Below are 17,504 nucleotides of genomic sequence, written 5' to 3'. Positions count from 1 at the left end.
AGGCGGTCATTTTTGCATGTGAACGGTACTATCGCCATTTATATAGTCGAGCATTCGTTCGCTATATGCTATAATCGAAGACGATGAATGTGAGGGATTTTACATGTATGATTATTTAAAAGGACAAGTAGTGCGTATTACGCCTGAGTATATCGTTCTGGAACAACAAGGGATTGGCTGGCAGTTGAATACGCCTAATCCATTTGCATTTCGTGCGTCAGCCGTAGAACAACAAATATACGTACATCTACATGTTCGAGAAGATGCACAAATGCTGTATGGCTTTCCAAATTTAGACCAACGAGAGCTGTTTCGAAAATTAATTTTAGTGTCGGGCATTGGACCTAAAGGTGCGCTTGCGATTTTAGCAACAGGCAACCCCCAACAAGTAATCAGTGCCATCGAACGTGAAGACGAAGCATTTTTAGTGAAATTCCCTGGTGTCGGTAAAAAAACAGCACGTCAAATGATTCTAGATTTGAAAGGCAAACTTGGTTCTTTACTTGACACAATTGAGTTACCTAGCTCTGAGGATGAGTTACCGTTATTTGGCGTCAATCCATATAAGCATGAACTAGAAGAAGCCATTTTAGCATTAATGGCACTTGGTTACTCGGAAAAAGAACTCGATAAAATCCGACCGCTTCTTGAAGATAATGACAAGCTGGAAACAACAGATGCCTATATGAAGCAAGCCTTACAGCTTCTACTAAAGTTAAAATAATGAAAGGGGGGCGGGTACATGTCAGAGCGCATGATAGCAAGTGAAGCAGGTAGTTATGATGAACAATTTGAATTATCTCTAAGGCCACAAAGATTAGCTCAATATATTGGGCAGCAGAAGGTTAAAGAGAACTTACAAATTTTCATTGAAGCGGCGAAGCTTCGGCAGGAAAGTTTAGATCATGTACTATTATATGGTCCTCCTGGATTGGGAAAGACGACATTAGCCGCGATTATTGCAAATGAAATGAATGTTAATGTTCGTATGACGAGTGGCCCTGCTATTGAACGTCCAGGAGATTTAGCCGCAATTTTAAGCTCACTGGAGCCGGGAGATGTATTATTTATAGATGAAATTCATCGCCTTCCCCGTGCGATTGAAGAGGTACTTTATCCAGCAATGGAGGATTTTTGTTTAGACATCGTTGTTGGAAAAGGCCCTGAAGCACGTTCTGTCCGTCTTGATTTGCCACCTTTTACACTCGTTGGGGCAACTACAAGAGCTGGAGCGTTGTCAGCGCCACTCCGAGATCGATTCGGTGTTCTACTACGTTTAGAATTTTATGATGATATATCACTAGCTGAAATAGTAGTTAGAAGCGCGCATTTATTTGATGTCGATATTGAGCACATAGCCGCAGGTGAAATGGCAAGGCGCTCTCGTGGTACGCCCCGTATCGCTAACCGCTTACTTAAACGAGTGCGAGATTATGCACAAGTGCTTGGAGATGGTATGATAACGGAGGACCTTGCCAAGCAAGCGCTAGAACTTTTACAAGTTGATCCTAGAGGGCTTGACCATATTGACCATAAACTTGTGACCAATATGATTGAGCGCTTCCGTGGTGGCCCAGTAGGCTTAGATACACTTGCTGCCTCCATAGGTGAAGAACGAGTGACGATAGAAGATGTGTACGAGCCTTATTTAATGCAAATAGGCTTTATTCAACGTACACCGCGTGGACGTGTTGCAACGCATCTTGCTTACGAACATTTTGGATATGATTATCCACAACAAACATAAAAGAAGGAAGTTTTTTCAATGCGTGTAGAAGATTTTGATTTTGAATTACCAGAGGAGCTCATTGCACAAACGCCACTTGTCGATCGTACGGCAAGCCGTTTAATGGTGGTGACACCGGGCTCAGAAAAAGTCGAGCATCATCATTTTGCCCATATATTAAATGAGCTACATGCCGGTGACTGTCTTGTATTAAATGATACAAGAGTATTACCAGCACGTTTAATGGGTGTGAAAGAGGAAACAGGCGCACATATCGAAGTATTGCTTTTAAAGCAAACAGCAGGCACTGATGAATGGGAAACGCTTGTAAAGCCAGCAAAACGTGTTAAAGTGGGTACCGTTGTGACATTTGGTGACGGTTTACTAACCGCTACTTGTACAGCTGAGTTAGACCATGGTGGCCGTATGTTTGAATTTAAATACGAAGGTATTTTTTATGAAATTTTGGAGCAACTTGGAGAAATGCCATTGCCTCCATATATTCGCGAAAAATTAGATGACAGTGAGCGTTATCAAACTGTATATGCGAAAGAACGCGGCTCGGCAGCAGCACCAACAGCAGGTCTTCATTTTACGCAAGAATTATTAGATCAAGTTCGCGCAAAAGGTGTGGAAATTGTTTTTATAACGTTGCATGTTGGCCTTGGAACATTCCGTCCAGTGAGTGTGGATTCAATAGAAAATCACGAAATGCATGCTGAATTTTATAGTGTAACAGAAGAAGCGGCTGCTACGATTAACCGAGTGAAAGCAAATGGTGGGAATGTGATAGCTGTTGGTACAACATCTACTCGTACGCTCGAAACAATCGGCTCTAAGTATGGAGAAGTACGTGCAGAGCAAGGTTGGACATCTATTTTCATTTATCCAGGCTATAAATTTACTGTAGTCGATGGTTTAATTACAAACTTCCATTTACCGAAATCGACATTAGTAATGCTCGTTAGTACACTTGCGACGAAGAATACGATTTTAAGTGCCTACAATCAGGCAGTAGAAGAAAAATATCGCTTCTTCAGCTTCGGGGACGCTATGTTTATTCGTTCGAGTTCAATTCGTAAATAATGTTTATCAACATTCTATTAAGACAGTTGAATGTTGATATTAATTTTTCAAATGAAAAATTAAAAAAATCGGAGTACTGTTTTTACTTTAGATAAGAGAGGATTTATTATTTTATGACACAACCAGCAATTCGTTATGAACTACTTCATACATGTAAGCAAACAGGAGCACGACTAGGCATCGTGCATACACCACATGGCTCTTTTGAAACACCAGCATTTATGCCTGTGGGGACTCAAGCGACCGTTAAAACGATGTCTCCTGAGGAATTAAAAGAAATGAATGCGGGCATTATTCTTTCAAATACGTACCACTTATGGCTTCGTCCAGGCAATGATATTGTGAAGGAAGCAGGTGGACTGCATAAATTTATGAACTGGGATCGCCCGATTTTAACGGATTCAGGTGGATTCCAAGTGTTTTCACTGAGCCAATTCCGTAAAATCGAAGAAGAAGGTGTCCATTTCCGTAATCATTTAAATGGTGATAAGCTATTTTTAAGTCCAGAAAAGGCGATGGAAATTCAAAATGATTTAGGGTCAGATATTATGATGGCATTTGATGAATGTCCACCTTACCCAGCGACATATGACTATATGCTGAAATCAGTAGACAGAACGACGCGTTGGGCAAAGCGATGCAAAGAAGCGCATGCTCGTCCAGAAGATCAAGGCTTATTCGGCATTATTCAAGGTGGGGAATTCGAGGAATTACGTCGTCGCTCTGCTGAAGCATTAGTAGAGCTTGATTTTCCTGGTTATGCAATAGGGGGCTTATCAGTAGGCGAACCTAAAGATGTGATGAATCGAGTGCTAGAGTTTACGACACCGTTAATGCCATCCAATAAGCCGCGTTATTTAATGGGTGTTGGTTCGCCAGATTCTCTTATTGACGGCGCTATTCGAGGGATCGATATGTTTGACTGTGTATTACCAACACGAATTGCACGTAATGGTACATTAATGACATCTGAAGGCCGTTTAGTCGTTAAAAATGCGAAATATGCACGTGATTTCGGTCCAATCGATCCAAACTGTGATTGCTACACATGTAAAAATTATTCTCGTGCGTATGTCCGTCATTTAATTCGTACGGAAGAGACATTCGGTATACGTTTAACTTCTTATCATAACTTACATTTTTTACTGAAGCTAATGGAGCAAGTGCGTGAGGCTATTCGTGAGGATCGTCTTGGTGATTTCCGTGAAGAATTTTTCGAGAAGTACGGTTTCAATGGACCGGATGCTAAAAACTTCTAAAAATGGAATGCATCTTAGCGAAAATTTACCTGTTATAGAAAAACTATTGATAATATAGAAAAATTTTGGGCTTGTCCATCGCTTTTTTAGGGTGAAATAGTCTATACTAAAAAAGTGAGATTTGGAAAGGGGGCTAACAATATGAATATGGAATCAATTTTAGGATTTGCGCCTATTATATTGATGTTCGTGGCGATGTGGTTCATTTTAATCCGTCCTGCTAAAAAGAGACAGCAAGAGACGCAAAATATGCAAGGTAGCTTACAGCGCGGTGATAAAGTTATTACAATCGGTGGCTTACATGGTGTTATCGACTCAATCGAGGACACTGCTATCACTTTAGTTATCGCTGATAATGTTCGCGTTAAATTTGACCGTCAAGCAATCGGACGTGTCGTAAATGACCAAGTATAATAATATAAGGCGTTGTCCCAAATAATTTTTGGACAACGCCTTTGCAATTTTAAAAGCTTTGTCGAAATGTGCGCATTTTTGACACAGCTTTTTTGTATAAAAAGCAACTAATACGGTCACCTTGATATTGTGGGGGTGTCTGTATGGAAGAATATTTAACAATTATTTTTAGAACGTGCTTTTTATATGTGTTTATACTCATTGTTTTTCGTTTAATGGGTAAACGTGAAGTAGGTGAACTTTCTGTCATCGATTTAGTCGTGTTCGTATTAATTGCGGAAGTTGCTGCTTTTGCACTTGATGATTACGAAAATCCTTTATTTAATGCCATATTACCAATTATTATTTTGCTCTTTATTCAAATATTGAGTGCGTATTTATCGTTAAAAAATAAAAAGATACGTGATTTAGTTGACGGTGAACCAGCACTGCTCGTGAAGGATGGAATTATCCAAGAAAGTGAAATGAGGAAGCAGCGCTATAATTTGGATGATCTATGTCAGCAACTACGAGAAAATGGCATCGCTTCTGTTACTGAAATTGCTTATGCTTACTTAGAGCCTTCTGGCAACCTCTCCGTTTATAAAAAGGATGAGAAGGCATTTATCTATCCCCTTATAATTGATGGTGATATTCAAGATAGACATTTAATGATTATTCATAAAGATGAAGAATGGTTAATGGCTGAGCTAGCTAAAAATAATATTCAGGATAGTAGTACAGTGTTCTTTTGTATATGGGAAGACAATCGACTTCATATTCAATTAAAGGAATTTTAAACCTTCTTGGCTAATTTACGAATATAAAGGAAATCTGTAAAGCGTAATTGATTGGTCATTAATAGCAGTGTAAATAGTAAAAATAATGTAACACAGCTACTTAATAGGAATGGTAATGGCATAATTTGCATGAAGAAATATTGCGCAATACAAACGCCAATAAAACAGCTATAAGGTACAACAAACATACGGAAGCCTGCGCGTAAATTTTTGCGTTGTCTAACTGTAGCGATATGCAAGAACGATGTTAGTAAAACACCGAAGCCAATTGCTACAACAGCACCTTTTTCTTGTATCCCAGGTTGAGAGGCTAGTACAAACATGACGAATAATTTGCCAAGACCACCGTATATTGAATTCATCATTGCAGCACGAGCTTCACCGACAGCTTGTAAAATCGAATGTAATGGACTTTGAATATAATAAAAATAAAAAATGGGTGCTAAAATTTTCACATAGCCTCTATTTTCTTCTAAGTGAAATAATTTCATTGCTAAGTCGTCGCCATGAACGAAAAAGTATGTGGCAGCGACGCAGCCTACCAATGAAGATAAGCGTAGAGAAACAGATATACGTTCCTGTAATAGAGCGTTATGCTGACGCGCAACTGCATCACTAACAGCAGGAATAAGGACAATTGAAAGTGCTGTGGATACAAAGGCTGGGAATAATAGCAGGGGCACTAAAACACCTGAAATAACTCCGTATAATATAGTCGCAGCAGATGCAGTCAATCCTGCCATTGTTAATGCCTTTAAAAAGATAATTGGTTCTAAAAACCAAGTGAAAGAGCCAAATAGTTTGCTTCCTGCTGAAGGTACGGCAACCCGCAACATAGGTGAAGCAGGATAGGACTCCACTTTGCTTTTTCTTGGCAATATTTTTTTCTTTGATACCGTATAATGTAGCCATAAATACAAGAAAGCAACTACTTCAGCTAACAGTGTAATACCCATTGCAGAAGCTGCAGTTATCGAAGCATTATTATAAGCAGCAACCAATGGTAACATGAAGGTAATAAACCCGATACGAACAACTTGTTCAAGCATTTGTGCCCATGCAGTTGGTGTAATTTTAGCAACGCCCTGTAAATAAGCGCGGAGTAATCCTGAACCAACCGAAACTGGCACAGCAAAGAGTGCAATCCAAAGTGTAAAGGTTGTTTGTTCATTATGTAACAGCGTAGTAGAGATATAAGGTATTGTCAGTGCAACGAGTGGCATAAATACAATCATACCAATAAATGACCAAAGGATTGCCGTACGCATCACGCCAAAAATGCTTTCGCGTTTATTTTTTGCTAGTAATTCAGCTACAATTTTTGCTACAGCGATAGGTAGTCCAAGTTGAATGAGTGAGATGAAGAAAATAAATGCAGGATAGGCGGTCATATAAATGCCGACTGCCTCTTCACCAGCGATACGCATAAACTGCATTCTATAAAAGAAGCCAAAGAGTTTAGATAAGAAAATCACAAACATTAAAAATAGTGTACCTCTTACAAAAGAACTCATGCCATCCGTCCCTTCTCAAGCCGCAAAAATTCATTTACACTATTTGTATGCAAACACTTCTTACGATACAACTTTGATTGGAGATGATTCAAAATGAGTATGCAACATGCACAACTATTTGAAAAAATTCGTCCGGCAATTGATAGTAAGATTGCAGAATTTAAGTATTATAATTATGATGCGATTACAGCAGAAGAATTATGGCGTTTTTGCGTAGAAAAAAAATGGCGGAAAAAAAATGTAGAGCAATTGCGCTTATATGAAATTATTGCTACTATTTTTGCAGTATCACCGTCCGATATTGTCTCATTCAACCAAGTAGAGTTTTTGCAAAGTGATGATTGGTTTGCAGAAATAAACACAGAGGAACTAAAATCATTGCTTGGTCCGTTGAAAACACAAGCAGAATATGTCGGTTCTGTAAAAGATTAATAAGAATACTACAGTGTTGAATTGACACCAAGCGCAACGTGTTTCATAATGAGTGTGTTGCGCTTTTTTACTTTGTACAAGCCATATTAAAAAAAAGGCTGTAAAAAGTTGTAAGGAATTTTGATTTCCCTACATAAATGTTCCGCTTACTATTCATAATGAAATGGGAGACGCATCTTCTATTAGTACGGGATTTGCGCGTTATTGAACGATTAAAATAAGTAAAGCAACCCTTTTGAAGCACGAGCTACAATTATTCTAAGGAAAAGGAGGAATACAGGTTTCAAAAGGTATTGCTAGTATACTTGTTTGCAGTGTAAGGGATGCCCTTGCACCAATTCGAGGAGGATTTATAGATGAAATTAAGAAGTCGAATTGTTGCATTCGTGCTACTTTTGGTGCTATTTGCAGCTTCCATGAGTACGACTGTAAATGGCGTCTTAAAGGACATTAAGCTTGGTCTTGATTTACAAGGCGGGTTTGAGGTACTTTATGAGGTCAGTGAATTAAAAGAAGGACAAGAAATCACACCAGAGGTTGTAACGGCAACGGCAACAGCTCTTAGTAACCGTGTCAATGCAATTGGGGTAAGTGAACCAAGCATACAGGTTGAAGACAAAAACCGTATTCGCGTGCAATTAGCGGGGGTTGAAGACCAAGAATCTGCTCGTAAAATGCTATCTACATCGGCGAATTTAACATTCCGTGATGTCGATGATAATTTACTTTTAGATGGTGATGATTTAAAGGCTGATGGTGCGTCAGCTTCCTTTGACCAACAAAACCGTCCAATTGTTTCGCTAACGTTAAAAGATGCGAAAAAATTTGCGGATATTACGAGTAAAATTGCTGCCAAACCACAAGGCCAAAATTTACTTGTTGTATGGCTAGACTTTGAAGAAGGTGTCGATTCTTATAAAGCGGAATCACAAAAAGCGAAACCTCGCTATTCTTCTGCAGCAACAGTTAGTCAAACGTTGAATACTACAGATGTAATGATTAGTGGTAGCTTTACAGTTGATGAAACAAAAAATTTAGCAGGTATTTTAAATGCAGGGGCACTTCCTGTGAAACTTGATGAGATTTACTCTACATCAGTTGGCGCACAATTCGGTGATCAAGCATTAAAAAGTACAGTATTTGCAGGTATTGTCGGCGTAATAGTTATATTCCTATTTATGCTATTCTACTACCGTTTACCTGGCTTTATTTCGATTATCACACTTGCTATATTCACATTCCTAGTGCTTGTTGTGTTCGATTGGATTAATGCCGTGTTAACATTGCCAGGTATTGCAGCTATCGTGCTCGGAATAGGGATGGCAGTAGATGCGAATATCCTAGCAGCAGAACGTATTCGAGAAGAGCTACGTGTAGGTTATTCGGTAAAACAAGCATTCCAGATTGGTTCTAAACAATCTTTATCGGCGATTATCGATGCGCAGCTCACAACATTATTAGCTGCAGGTGTATTATTCTACTTCGGTACAAGCTCTGTTAAAGGATTTGCAACAACATTAATCATTAGTATCTTATTGAGCTTCCTAACAGCTGTTTGGGGTTCTCGTGTGCTACTAGGATTACTTGTAAACAGCGGTTACTTTAATAATCCAGCATGGTTTGGTATACCAAAATCTAAACAACATAGCTTGGATGAAAAAATCGGTACATTAGATTTATCAACGAAATTTGATCGTTTTGACTTTGTACACAACCGTAAAAAATTCTATACACTCTCTTTAGCTATTTTAGTTGCAGGGATTGTTGTACTTGGAATTTTCCGCTTAAATCTTGGGATTGACTTCTCTAGTGGTACGCGAGCGCAAATTGAAGCGGATCAAACATTAACGAAAGAAGAAGTTTCAAAATATGTGGCTAGCATCGGTTTCCCATCTGATGATATTGTGCTTTCGGGTGAGAAAAATAAAATGGCGGTTATCCGTTATAATGAAGACTTATCACAAAGTGAAATTTTAAAATTCAAGAAGGTAGTAGGGGAGAAATATGGTCATGAGCCTGGGGTAAGTACTGTATCTCCAACTATCGGTAAAGAGCTCGTGAAAAATGCGATTAAAGCATTAGCACTTGCGGCACTTGGAATCATCATTTATGTAGCGATTCGATTTGAATGGCGCATGGGTATTGGCGCGATTGTATCGCTTCTGCATGACGTATTCCTTATCATTGCTGTCTTTAGTTTTATGCGCTTAGAGGTGGACATTACGTTTATTGCAGCCGTACTGACAATTGTTGGTTACTCCATTAACGATACAATTGTTACATTTGACCGCATGCGTGAAAACTTAGAGCAGTATGATACGATTAAAGATAGAGAAGTTTTAGCTAATATTGTCAATAAATCGTTACGTCAAACGATGGGACGTTCGGTAAATACAGTCTTAACTGTAATTATCGTAGTAGTGTCACTTCTTATTTTCGGTGCACCGTCGATTGAAACGTTCTCAATTGCGTTATTAATTGGTTTAATTACAGGTATGTATTCTTCAATCTGTATTGCAGCCCAAATCTGGTACTCACTAAAAGTGCGTGAGATGAAAAAATCAGATGGACAATTACGCAAAAAAGAGAAAAAAAAATGGGGAACAGACGAACCTACTGTTTAATAAAATATTTAAAAGAGCCGTTCTCAACTGATGTTGAGATGGCTCTTTTTTTGTATGGTTAGGATTAGTGTTTTACAAATAACTTAATTATTGAGAATTTTTGTTGAAAATTTTAGTGTTTCTAATAATAATCTTTTATTGTGTTAATGATAGATAGTTTCATGTCTTATTAGCCCTGTATATTGTGAATATTTGTAAAAATATACCTCTTCTTTATATCTTTTATATAGTAAGGGAAACTGTTCGTGTGGTTTTGTATATCTGATGTGCTTATAATATACACTGCCTCTTTCAGAAGAGACTGAAGAAAAAATGGCAGTTGCTATAGAAGCTAGAACACCTACTATTACATTTTTTGTAAGTATGGCTGCGAGGACACCTATTAGTGCAGCTTTAGTTAAGCCAGAAACATTAATTTGTCCATAATCTGTAAATTCATAAACCCATGTTGTACCAAATCCAGCACCTTGATCAACTGATAAAAGTGTTGGATTATTGTTTTGCAAGTGAATAGATTGATGGTTATTGATTGATGTATGCTCATTTTCAATTTCAGCAAATTTTTTTAAAGAATTTACTATTTCATCTGAAAGTTTTTCACCGTTTAAAAACATTTCATTTTTTTTAGTATCGTAGACAATGTTTTCAGTTGTGTTTCCGTCGTCTACAATCACCGTTTTTATGCCGTTGTCAGTATTTATTGTTACGATGAAACTTTCTTTTGTTGCAGAGTCAGTTAAAATAAATCTTTTATTATTTGATGATACTTCTGCATTAGCTGAGGGGAGATTGAGAGTAAATATTACTAGTAGTATTAACGCTGTAAGGTTTAGAAATTTTTTCATGATTATACTCCTTTCTTTAAAAGACTATAAATATGATATATAAATTATATATAGAAAAGGAAATAAATTAAACTAACAAGTGATTTTATAGGAGGGAAAATTAATGAAATTGCTGAAAATTGTATTGAGTTTGTTTATTGTGCTGGTTGGTTCTTTATTTTTAAATATTACAGTAAAAGATGAATTACTTAAAAATATTGTATTGAATTTTTTAGGAGTTATATTTTTGTTCGTTGGTTTATTTTATCTACTTAAAATAATGAAAGTCCCTAACAAATGTGAAAAGAAATAAGCAACTTTGTAATCTTTTAATCAGAATTGGTTGACAATTATTGTAGGGTGGCATAGAATAAGGCTAACTTTTCGTTCGGATAAGGTAGAAGGTCTCGGGAGCGAGATTAGCCTAGAACAGATGAGCAGAGCATAGACGAGAATAGCTGAGAAATTGTTGAATAAGAGTAGTAGCTTAAGTGTGCAATTTAGAGAGTCAGTGGCTGGTGAAAACTGATTTGTAGCTTATGTGAATGGACTTATGAGAGTTGCTATGTATAATAGCAAACGGATTCCCCACGTTATCGGGGGTGCTTCATCTTAAACAGTTAGCTACACAACTGTTTATTAGACATATGCCTATAAATCTTTCGCACAAAAAACACTGCGATAGATTTTATTTGCTATAGGTAATGATGCACATAAGTGAGAGCTTTATAGCTCTAATATGAGGTGGCAACGCGGTCATGATCGTCCTCTGTAATTAGGAAATTTCCTTTTTGCAGAGGGCTTTTTTTGTTTTGTTTTATGCTTTTGCTAAATCGAGAAACGTAAAATTAATGTTTAAAAGGAGTTTAGTCGATATGCAAACAACCAGTTCAAGAACAAAGGTGAAGAAAATAAATGGGGATTCGTTAACGCCAATATTAATTTTTAGACGCTTGCAAGGTACACATAAATTTTTGCTAGAAAGTTCAGCACAGCATGAAGGGGCAGGACGCTATTCGTTCATAGGTGCCAATCCTCGAAAAACATATAAAGGTATAGGCGATGAGATTACGGAATACTCCTATAAAACGGGAAAAACGTATACACATAAAGGCGACATTTTCGTATTGTTGAAACGCTTGATGCCTCGTATTTCGAATACGACTGAATTTCCATTTTCAGGTGGTGCAATAGGGTTTATTGGCAGTAGTGCTACAAATAACGTACCAAGAAATCAAGAAATTTTAGAGGGACCAGATATACATTTTCATGTTTATGAAACGATCGTTGTTTTTGACCATCTAACGGATGAAATTACATTGATCCATACAAACATCGATGCAGAAAATAAAGAGCCGAATTTAGAGGAATTGGCTCAGCAGTTATTAACAGGCAAAGAAGTTGAAGATACAACATGGAGCTATCAAGCGCTAAAGCCGTTATCAGAACAACAATTTGCAACATCTGTTACAAACATAACAGAGACGTTAAGCGAGGAGCATACACGTGTTATTCTTTCCAAACACTTTATGGCTACTATGCATGGAGATGCCTTTGCATTATATCGTCAATTACGAAAGAAAAATCCTGCCCCATATATGTATTACGTAACATTTGATGATCATATTGTGATGGGAACATCGCCTGAAAGTTTGGTTCAAGTAAAGGGGGAACGCGTTATTGCGACACCTACTGAGGGCTCTTTTCCACGCGGCACAACCAACTTAGAAGATAGAGAAAATGAACGTAAGCTGTACGAAAATACTGAAGTGAGGAAATCGCATGCAGTTCTTGTTACGGCTGTACAACAAGAGCTAGCAAATGTATGTTTTCGTGATTCCATTCAAGTGATCGATGCGATGAGAATTGAGCGTTCGAAGCAGAAGCTGCATATGACATCCTATGTAGAAGGGCAACTATTACCGATGCTACATGCAATAGATGTCTTAGCTGCGACAATACCGCCATTTTCATCTACAAGTATGTCAAATCAACAAACCGAAAGTAATATAGCAAACACAACTCAAACAGCAGGTGTTTTTGGTGGTGCTATAGGATTTATAGGATTTAATGGGCATTTAGATTTTGCATTAACAGGTAAGTCAATTGTTGTTGAAAATAACACAATGCATATGCAATCCACGATAACGGTAACAAAATATTCAAATGTGAAAAATGTACTGAAACAAGTAACAGCGGAAGAACAGTTATTTTTACAACATTTGAAAAATGAAGGTGAGATAAAATGATGGAAATGATAAAAAGAAAGGTTCAGCAGCGTCAGCATTTAATGTACGAGGAAATGATAGAAGCTGCAAAATGGATGTTCCAACAAACTACACCGAAAGAAGAAATAGCTAATTTTCTATTAAGCTTATCGGCAAAGGGCGAAACGGCTCATGAAGTGACGGCATTAGCAACGGTTATGCGTTCATTTGCACTGGAAGTACCAGCTAAAGCAGGTGTCTATATGGATAACTGTGGTACAGGTGGTGATGGATTAAATACATTTAATATTAGTACTGCATCGGCCTTTGTATTAGCGGGGGCAGGTGTCAAAATGGCTAAGCATGGTAATCGTAAAATTTCATCTGCATCAGGTAGTGCGGATGTGTTAGAGGCATTAGGTATTCATACAAATATTTCTATTCCGCAGACGGTAGAGCTTTTAGAAAAAGAAGGTATTGCTTTTTTATATGCTCCAAATGTACATCCCAAATTGAAGCGTATCGGAGAGGTACGCCGTGCCTTAGGAAAGCCAACTATATTTAATCTTGTCGGGCCACTGACAAATCCAGTGCCATTATCAACTCAATTTACTGGCATTAATCGCCCAAACTTTGTGATGGAATATGCTTCCGTTTTACAAATGCTCGGACGTCAGCGAGCGATAGTTGTTTCTGGTCCGATGGGTTTAGATGAAGCGTCACTTGCTGGTCAAAATACATTTGTCTTAGTAGATAAGGGAGATTTGATTCCGTTTGCCTTAACAGCAGAGGACGCAGGACTTCACTATGCACCTTTAGAAGCGATTCGAGGTGGCAATGCTAACGACAATGCAGCCATTATGCGCAAATTGCTGGCAGGTGAACAAAGTGCTTATTTTGATACGGTATTGCTAAATGCTGGAATTGGTTTATTTAGCCATGGGATTGCGCAAACCGTCAAAGAAGGTGTAGCCATTGCTAGGGATAGTATCTTCAGTGGACGTGCATTACAAAAATTAGAGGCAGTAGCCGCTTATAGTGAGAAAATTAAAGAGGTGGAGATTGGGCAATGAATATATTAACTAAAATTATAGAACAGAAAAAAATAGAGGTAGCCGACTTACTTACACAGCCAGATCCATTAGCCGATTTCAACGAAATAAAGCGCCACTCTCTTTTTGCAACGTTAAACACTGCTGACACTTTGCAAGTCATTGCGGAAATGAAACGTGCTTCTCCGTCGAAGGGACTTATTGCACAAGGAGCTGATCCTGTAAAACAGGCGAAAATTTATGCTGGAGCAGGTGCAGCAGCTATTTCAGTCTTAACGGACAAAGCATTTTTCCAAGGCTCGTTTGAAGATTTAGCAGCGGTTGCGAAGTCTGTTCAAACCCCGCTTTTATGTAAAGATTTTATGATTGACCGAGTGCAAATACGCTTTGCAAAGGCTGCTGGTGCATCGATTATTTTACTCATTGTTGCAGCACTTGACGATGCAACGTTACAAGAATTATTTAGCTTTGCAACAAGCTTGGGACTAGAAGTGTTAGTAGAAGTTCACGATGTTGAAGAGCTTGAACGGGCAGTAGCTCTAGGTGCAAAGTTAATTGGTGTCAACAATCGAGATTTACGCACATTTGAAGTAGATTTAGCACGTACGAAAGAAATTGCAGTGGCTTTTCCATTTGGGGAGCAACGGGTGCTGATTAGTGAAAGTGGTATTTGGAATAATGAGGATGCTAAAAAGGTTGCGGCTATGGGCGTAAGCGCTGTTCTTGTAGGAGAATCATTAATGCGCAGTGGCGATGCAGGGAGTGCACTTCGACAATTACAGGTAAATAAAGTGGGGGCATCAGTATGACGAAGGTGAAAATTTGCGGTTTGAAAGAAGTACAACATGTGAAAGCGGCGGTACAAGCAGGAGCGGATGCCATCGGTTTTGTCTTTGCACCAAGTAAACGCCAAGTGTCCATAGAACAGGCGCAACAATTGGCACAGCATGTACCTGAAGGAATTATGAAAATAGGAGTTTTTGTTAATCCAACGCCTGAGGAATTACAACTGGCAGTCTCGAGTGTGCCATTGGATTATGTGCAGTATCATGGCGAGGAAACGCCGGCCTTTATTGTTCAGCAAGGCTATCCTTCGATTAAGGCTCTTTCTGTCCATTGCGCTAAGGACGTGCAGGCGGCGACCAACTATGATGTTGATTATTATTTATTCGACGCTCCTGGCACGGATTATAAAGGCGGAAGTGGTCATACGTTTGATTGGACATTACTTGAGGCAGCCGGCATCCAACGTGACAAGCTAATACTAGCAGGTGGCTTAAAGTTAGAAAATATTCAAGAGGCGCTGTCACTTGTATCACCTTCTATGGTAGATGTTTCAAGCGGTGTTGAGACAGAGGGTAGCAAAGACTCGAAAAAAATAGAAGCATTTTTACAAGCAGTAAGAGGGGGAGAGCATAATGACAAATTCAATCGCAAATAGTGTACCGACGAAGCAAGGGCGCTACGGGAAATTTGGGGGCCAGTATGTTCCAGAAACATTAATGACGGCATTAATAGAATTAGAAGCATCTTTTGATGAGGCGATGGCAGATCCAACATTCACAAACGAGCTAGCTTATTATTTACAGGAATATGTAGGTCGTGAGACACCGCTGTACTATGCTGAAAATTTAACAAAAGAGCTTGGTGGAGCCAAAATCTATTTGAAGCGTGAAGATTTAAATCATACAGGCGCTCATAAGATTAATAATGCTATTGGTCAAGCGCTTCTTGCCAAGCGCATGGGTAAAAAGAAAATAGTGGCAGAGACGGGAGCAGGACAACATGGTGTAGCGACAGCGACTGCATGTGCATTGCTAAATTTGGAATGTGTTGTTTTTATGGGTGCTGAAGATATCAAGCGACAACAATTAAATGTTTTCCGTATGGAGCTACTTGGCACAAAGGTAGAGTCAGTTGAAACAGGTTCGAAAACGCTGAAAGATGCAGTGAATGCTGCTCTTCGATATTGGGTGACGAATGTCGAAGATACACATTATATTTTAGGCTCAGCACTAGGTCCTCATCCATTCCCGAAAATCGTGCGTGATTTCCAACGTATCATTGGTGTGGAGACAAGAGCACAAGTCCTTGCAAAAGAAGGACGTTTACCAGATGCCGTTGTCGCTTGTATAGGCGGTGGTAGTAATGCTATTGGCATGTTCCATCCATTTGTCGATGATGAATCGGTAACGTTATATGGTGTAGAAGCAGCTGGAAGTGGTATTGATACAGGGAAACACGCTGCTGCCATTGCAGGCGGTCAGTTAGGCGTTCTTCACGGAGCTTACATGTATTTACTTCAAGATGACAATGGTTTTGTTCAGGAGGCACATTCCATTTCAGCAGGTCTTGATTACCCTGGGAAGGGGCCAGAGCATTGTTATTTGCATGATATCGGACGCGCAAATTTTGATTCTATTACAGATGATGAGGCACTTGAAGGTCTACAATTACTAAGTCGCACAGAGGGTATTTTACCGGCTCTGGAAAGTGCACATGCTATTGCGTATACAGCAAAGCTTGCAAAAGAAATGAATGCTGATGACATCATCGTTGTTTGTTTATCAGGCCGCGGTGATAAGGATGTCCATACTGTTCGTGCAGTACTTGGAGGTGATAAATAATGACAACATTACAGCAGGCAATTGATCAAGTGAACAATACTGGTAATAAAGCATTTGTGCCCTATATTATGGCAGGAGACGGTGGGCTTGAAACGTTAAAGCCAACTATTTTGTCATTACAAAAAATGGGTGTGACATCCATTGAAGTTGGTATTCCGTTTACCGATCCTGTTGCAGATGGTCCTACGATAGAACAAGCAGGAGAACGAGCTTTAGCAGAAGGTGTAACATTGCGAAAAGTTCTAGAGGCGCTTGCCTCATTCCGTCAAGAGATTACCGTTCCATTAGTCGTTATGACATATTTTAATCCCGTTTTAGCTTATGGTTTAGAGCAATTTGCCATTGCTTGTGTAGCAGGGGGGATAAAAGGATTAATCGTTCCTGATGTACCACTAGAGGAAAGTGAAATACTTCGTCAAACTTTAAATCCCCATGGTGTTGATATTGTACAACTTGTATCGTTAACAAGCCCACCAGAGCGAATTGCCCGTATAGCAGCGGCTAGTCAAGGTTTCGTTTATGCAGTAACTGTAAACGGTATTACTGGGGCTCGCGCAAGCTTTGCAGATGATTTAGAAGGTCATTTTACACGTTTGCGTAATATGAGTCACATACCTGTGTTAGCGGGCTTTGGTATTTCAACGCCTCAACAAGTGGTGAGCATGGGTGCCCTTGGCAATGGCGTAATTGTAGGCAGTACAATAGTGGCGGCTTTGCATGAAGGAAATGTGGCTAAAATCGAAGCATTAGTCGCTGCCTCGAAAGGAACTGAAATTGTTTGAGTGCCTGGCACTTCGCTTGCGCACTTGTAAGCCGCAACAATCGCTTGCGGGCGGTCTGTTGCGGTGCATTCATCGCCGTCGTCTGCTCTAATCAACTGAAATTGTTTGAGTGCCTGGCACTTTATTTGTCGCCGTCCACTCCGAAGTCTACTCTTTCTTAGAGTAGGCTTTTTAATAT

General features: G+C 39.1%; 17 protein-coding genes and 1 other annotated feature. Of the genes, 15 read left to right on the top strand and 2 right to left on the bottom strand.

Annotated features, from left to right (window positions below; genetic code table 11):
* Positions 1–103: 103 nt before the first annotated feature.
* The 6 genes from ruvA to ACQKNX_RS10800 all read left to right on the top strand — a co-directional run bounded on the left by ruvA (position 104) and on the right by ACQKNX_RS10800 (position 5,264).
* The gene (gene ruvA / locus ACQKNX_RS10825) at positions 104–724 is read left to right on the top strand and encodes a Holliday junction branch migration protein RuvA (RefSeq protein ID WP_340823426.1); all 621 of its coding nucleotides are present in this window, start codon (positions 104–106) and stop codon (positions 722–724) included.
* An 18-nt stretch (positions 725–742) separates the two neighbouring features.
* Positions 743–1,747, top strand: a complete 1,005-nt coding sequence (gene ruvB / locus ACQKNX_RS10820; RefSeq protein WP_427428877.1) for a Holliday junction branch migration DNA helicase RuvB — start codon at positions 743–745, stop codon at positions 1,745–1,747.
* Between the two features lie 18 nt (positions 1,748–1,765).
* Positions 1,766–2,812 carry a tRNA preQ1(34) S-adenosylmethionine ribosyltransferase-isomerase QueA gene (gene queA / locus ACQKNX_RS10815; protein ID WP_427428876.1) on the top strand — a complete coding sequence of 349 codons (1,047 nt, stop codon included), beginning with the start codon at positions 1,766–1,768 and terminating at the stop codon, positions 2,810–2,812.
* Between the two features lie 113 nt (positions 2,813–2,925).
* The gene (tgt, locus tag ACQKNX_RS10810) at positions 2,926–4,071 is read left to right on the top strand and encodes a tRNA guanosine(34) transglycosylase Tgt (protein WP_340823429.1); all 1,146 of its coding nucleotides are present in this window, start codon (positions 2,926–2,928) and stop codon (positions 4,069–4,071) included.
* Between the two features lie 147 nt (positions 4,072–4,218).
* Positions 4,219–4,485 (top strand): preprotein translocase subunit YajC, encoded by a 267-nt coding sequence (gene yajC / locus ACQKNX_RS10805; protein ID WP_340826447.1) that lies wholly within the window; start codon positions 4,219–4,221, stop codon positions 4,483–4,485.
* A gap of 143 nt (positions 4,486–4,628) precedes the next feature.
* Positions 4,629–5,264: a DUF421 domain-containing protein gene (locus ACQKNX_RS10800; protein ID WP_427428875.1), complete on the top strand. Its 636-nt coding sequence runs from the start codon at positions 4,629–4,631 to the stop codon at positions 5,262–5,264.
* Here ACQKNX_RS10800 and ACQKNX_RS10795 read toward each other — a convergent pair.
* Positions 5,261–6,778: a putative polysaccharide biosynthesis protein gene (locus ACQKNX_RS10795; RefSeq protein ID WP_427428874.1), complete on the bottom strand. Its 1,518-nt coding sequence runs from the start codon at positions 6,776–6,778 to the stop codon at positions 5,261–5,263. The two genes, ACQKNX_RS10800 and ACQKNX_RS10795, sit on opposite strands and share 4 nt — an antisense overlap.
* A 93-nt stretch (positions 6,779–6,871) precedes the next feature.
* Here ACQKNX_RS10795 and ACQKNX_RS10790 point away from each other — a divergent pair, with 93 nt between their 5' ends.
* Together ACQKNX_RS10790 and secDF are read left to right on the top strand one after the other, a co-directional pair.
* A complete protein-coding gene (locus ACQKNX_RS10790) occupies positions 6,872–7,210 on the top strand; it encodes a post-transcriptional regulator (protein ID WP_427428873.1) in 339 nt (112 codons plus the stop codon).
* 356 nt (positions 7,211–7,566) lie between these two features.
* Positions 7,567–9,834: a protein translocase subunit SecDF gene (gene secDF, locus ACQKNX_RS10785; protein WP_427428872.1), complete on the top strand. Its 2,268-nt coding sequence runs from the start codon at positions 7,567–7,569 to the stop codon at positions 9,832–9,834.
* A 143-nt stretch (positions 9,835–9,977) separates the two neighbouring features.
* Here the strand turns inward: secDF and ACQKNX_RS10780 are convergent, their stop codons facing one another.
* Positions 9,978–10,679: a hypothetical protein gene (locus tag ACQKNX_RS10780; protein ID WP_427428871.1), complete on the bottom strand. Its 702-nt coding sequence runs from the start codon at positions 10,677–10,679 to the stop codon at positions 9,978–9,980.
* A 103-nt stretch (positions 10,680–10,782) separates the two neighbouring features.
* On the opposite strand from ACQKNX_RS10780, the gene ACQKNX_RS10775 reads away from it, so the two are divergent.
* From ACQKNX_RS10775 to trpA, 7 genes are all read left to right on the top strand, one after another.
* Entirely contained in the window at positions 10,783–10,971 is a 189-nt protein-coding gene (locus tag ACQKNX_RS10775; RefSeq protein WP_427428870.1) for a hypothetical protein, read from the top strand.
* Positions 10,972–11,118: 147 nt separating this feature from the next.
* Positions 11,119–11,431 (top strand) — a binding site (T-box leader).
* Positions 11,432–11,533: 102 nt separating this feature from the next.
* The gene (locus ACQKNX_RS10770; protein ID WP_427428869.1) at positions 11,534–12,907 is read left to right on the top strand and encodes a chorismate-binding protein; all 1,374 of its coding nucleotides are present in this window, start codon (positions 11,534–11,536) and stop codon (positions 12,905–12,907) included.
* Positions 12,907–13,938, top strand: coding sequence for an anthranilate phosphoribosyltransferase (gene trpD / locus ACQKNX_RS10765; protein WP_427429188.1), 1,032 nt, complete (start codon positions 12,907–12,909; stop codon positions 13,936–13,938). Before ACQKNX_RS10770 ends, trpD begins: the two co-directional genes overlap by 1 nt.
* Positions 13,935–14,726 carry an indole-3-glycerol phosphate synthase TrpC gene (trpC, locus tag ACQKNX_RS10760; RefSeq protein ID WP_427428868.1) on the top strand — a complete coding sequence of 264 codons (792 nt, stop codon included), beginning with the start codon at positions 13,935–13,937 and terminating at the stop codon, positions 14,724–14,726. The genes trpD and trpC overlap by 4 nt, the downstream gene beginning before the upstream one ends.
* Positions 14,723–15,358 carry a phosphoribosylanthranilate isomerase gene (locus ACQKNX_RS10755; protein WP_427428867.1) on the top strand — a complete coding sequence of 212 codons (636 nt, stop codon included), beginning with the start codon at positions 14,723–14,725 and terminating at the stop codon, positions 15,356–15,358. The genes trpC and ACQKNX_RS10755 overlap by 4 nt, the downstream gene beginning before the upstream one ends.
* Positions 15,336–16,544 carry a tryptophan synthase subunit beta gene (gene trpB, locus ACQKNX_RS10750; protein WP_427428866.1) on the top strand — a complete coding sequence of 403 codons (1,209 nt, stop codon included), beginning with the start codon at positions 15,336–15,338 and terminating at the stop codon, positions 16,542–16,544. The genes ACQKNX_RS10755 and trpB overlap by 23 nt, the downstream gene beginning before the upstream one ends.
* Positions 16,544–17,326, top strand: coding sequence for a tryptophan synthase subunit alpha (gene trpA / locus ACQKNX_RS10745; RefSeq protein ID WP_427428865.1), 783 nt, complete (start codon positions 16,544–16,546; stop codon positions 17,324–17,326). Before trpB ends, trpA begins: the two co-directional genes overlap by 1 nt.
* Positions 17,327–17,504: the final 178 nt, after the last annotated feature.

The sequence above is a fragment of the Lysinibacillus sp. NPDC093712 genome, from assembly GCF_050280025.1.
In the GTDB taxonomy this organism is placed as follows: domain Bacteria; phylum Bacillota; class Bacilli; order Bacillales_A; family Planococcaceae; genus Lysinibacillus.
This window is presented reverse-complemented; position numbering and strand designations above follow the sequence as displayed.

Coding starts and splice junctions, on each gene's coding strand:
- trpA (WP_427428865.1), top strand. CDS start 16,544: ATGACAACATTACAGCAGGCAATTGATCAAGTGAACAATACTGGTAAT.
- ACQKNX_RS10800 (WP_427428875.1), top strand. CDS start 4,629: ATGGAAGAATATTTAACAATTATTTTTAGAACGTGCTTTTTATATGTG.
- ACQKNX_RS10770 (WP_427428869.1), top strand. CDS start 11,534: ATGCAAACAACCAGTTCAAGAACAAAGGTGAAGAAAATAAATGGGGAT.
- ACQKNX_RS10790 (WP_427428873.1), top strand. CDS start 6,872: ATGAGTATGCAACATGCACAACTATTTGAAAAAATTCGTCCGGCAATT.
- ACQKNX_RS10775 (WP_427428870.1), top strand. CDS start 10,783: ATGAAATTGCTGAAAATTGTATTGAGTTTGTTTATTGTGCTGGTTGGT.
- ACQKNX_RS10795 (WP_427428874.1), bottom strand. CDS start 6,778: ATGAGTTCTTTTGTAAGAGGTACACTATTTTTAATGTTTGTGATTTTC.
- trpB (WP_427428866.1), top strand. CDS start 15,336: ATGACAAATTCAATCGCAAATAGTGTACCGACGAAGCAAGGGCGCTAC.
- secDF (WP_427428872.1), top strand. CDS start 7,567: ATGAAATTAAGAAGTCGAATTGTTGCATTCGTGCTACTTTTGGTGCTA.
- yajC (WP_340826447.1), top strand. CDS start 4,219: ATGGAATCAATTTTAGGATTTGCGCCTATTATATTGATGTTCGTGGCG.
- trpD (WP_427429188.1), top strand. CDS start 12,907: ATGGAAATGATAAAAAGAAAGGTTCAGCAGCGTCAGCATTTAATGTAC.
- ruvB (WP_427428877.1), top strand. CDS start 743: ATGTCAGAGCGCATGATAGCAAGTGAAGCAGGTAGTTATGATGAACAA.
- ACQKNX_RS10755 (WP_427428867.1), top strand. CDS start 14,723: ATGACGAAGGTGAAAATTTGCGGTTTGAAAGAAGTACAACATGTGAAA.
- tgt (WP_340823429.1), top strand. CDS start 2,926: ATGACACAACCAGCAATTCGTTATGAACTACTTCATACATGTAAGCAA.
- ruvA (WP_340823426.1), top strand. CDS start 104: ATGTATGATTATTTAAAAGGACAAGTAGTGCGTATTACGCCTGAGTAT.
- ACQKNX_RS10780 (WP_427428871.1), bottom strand. CDS start 10,679: ATGAAAAAATTTCTAAACCTTACAGCGTTAATACTACTAGTAATATTT.
- queA (WP_427428876.1), top strand. CDS start 1,766: ATGCGTGTAGAAGATTTTGATTTTGAATTACCAGAGGAGCTCATTGCA.
- trpC (WP_427428868.1), top strand. CDS start 13,935: ATGAATATATTAACTAAAATTATAGAACAGAAAAAAATAGAGGTAGCC.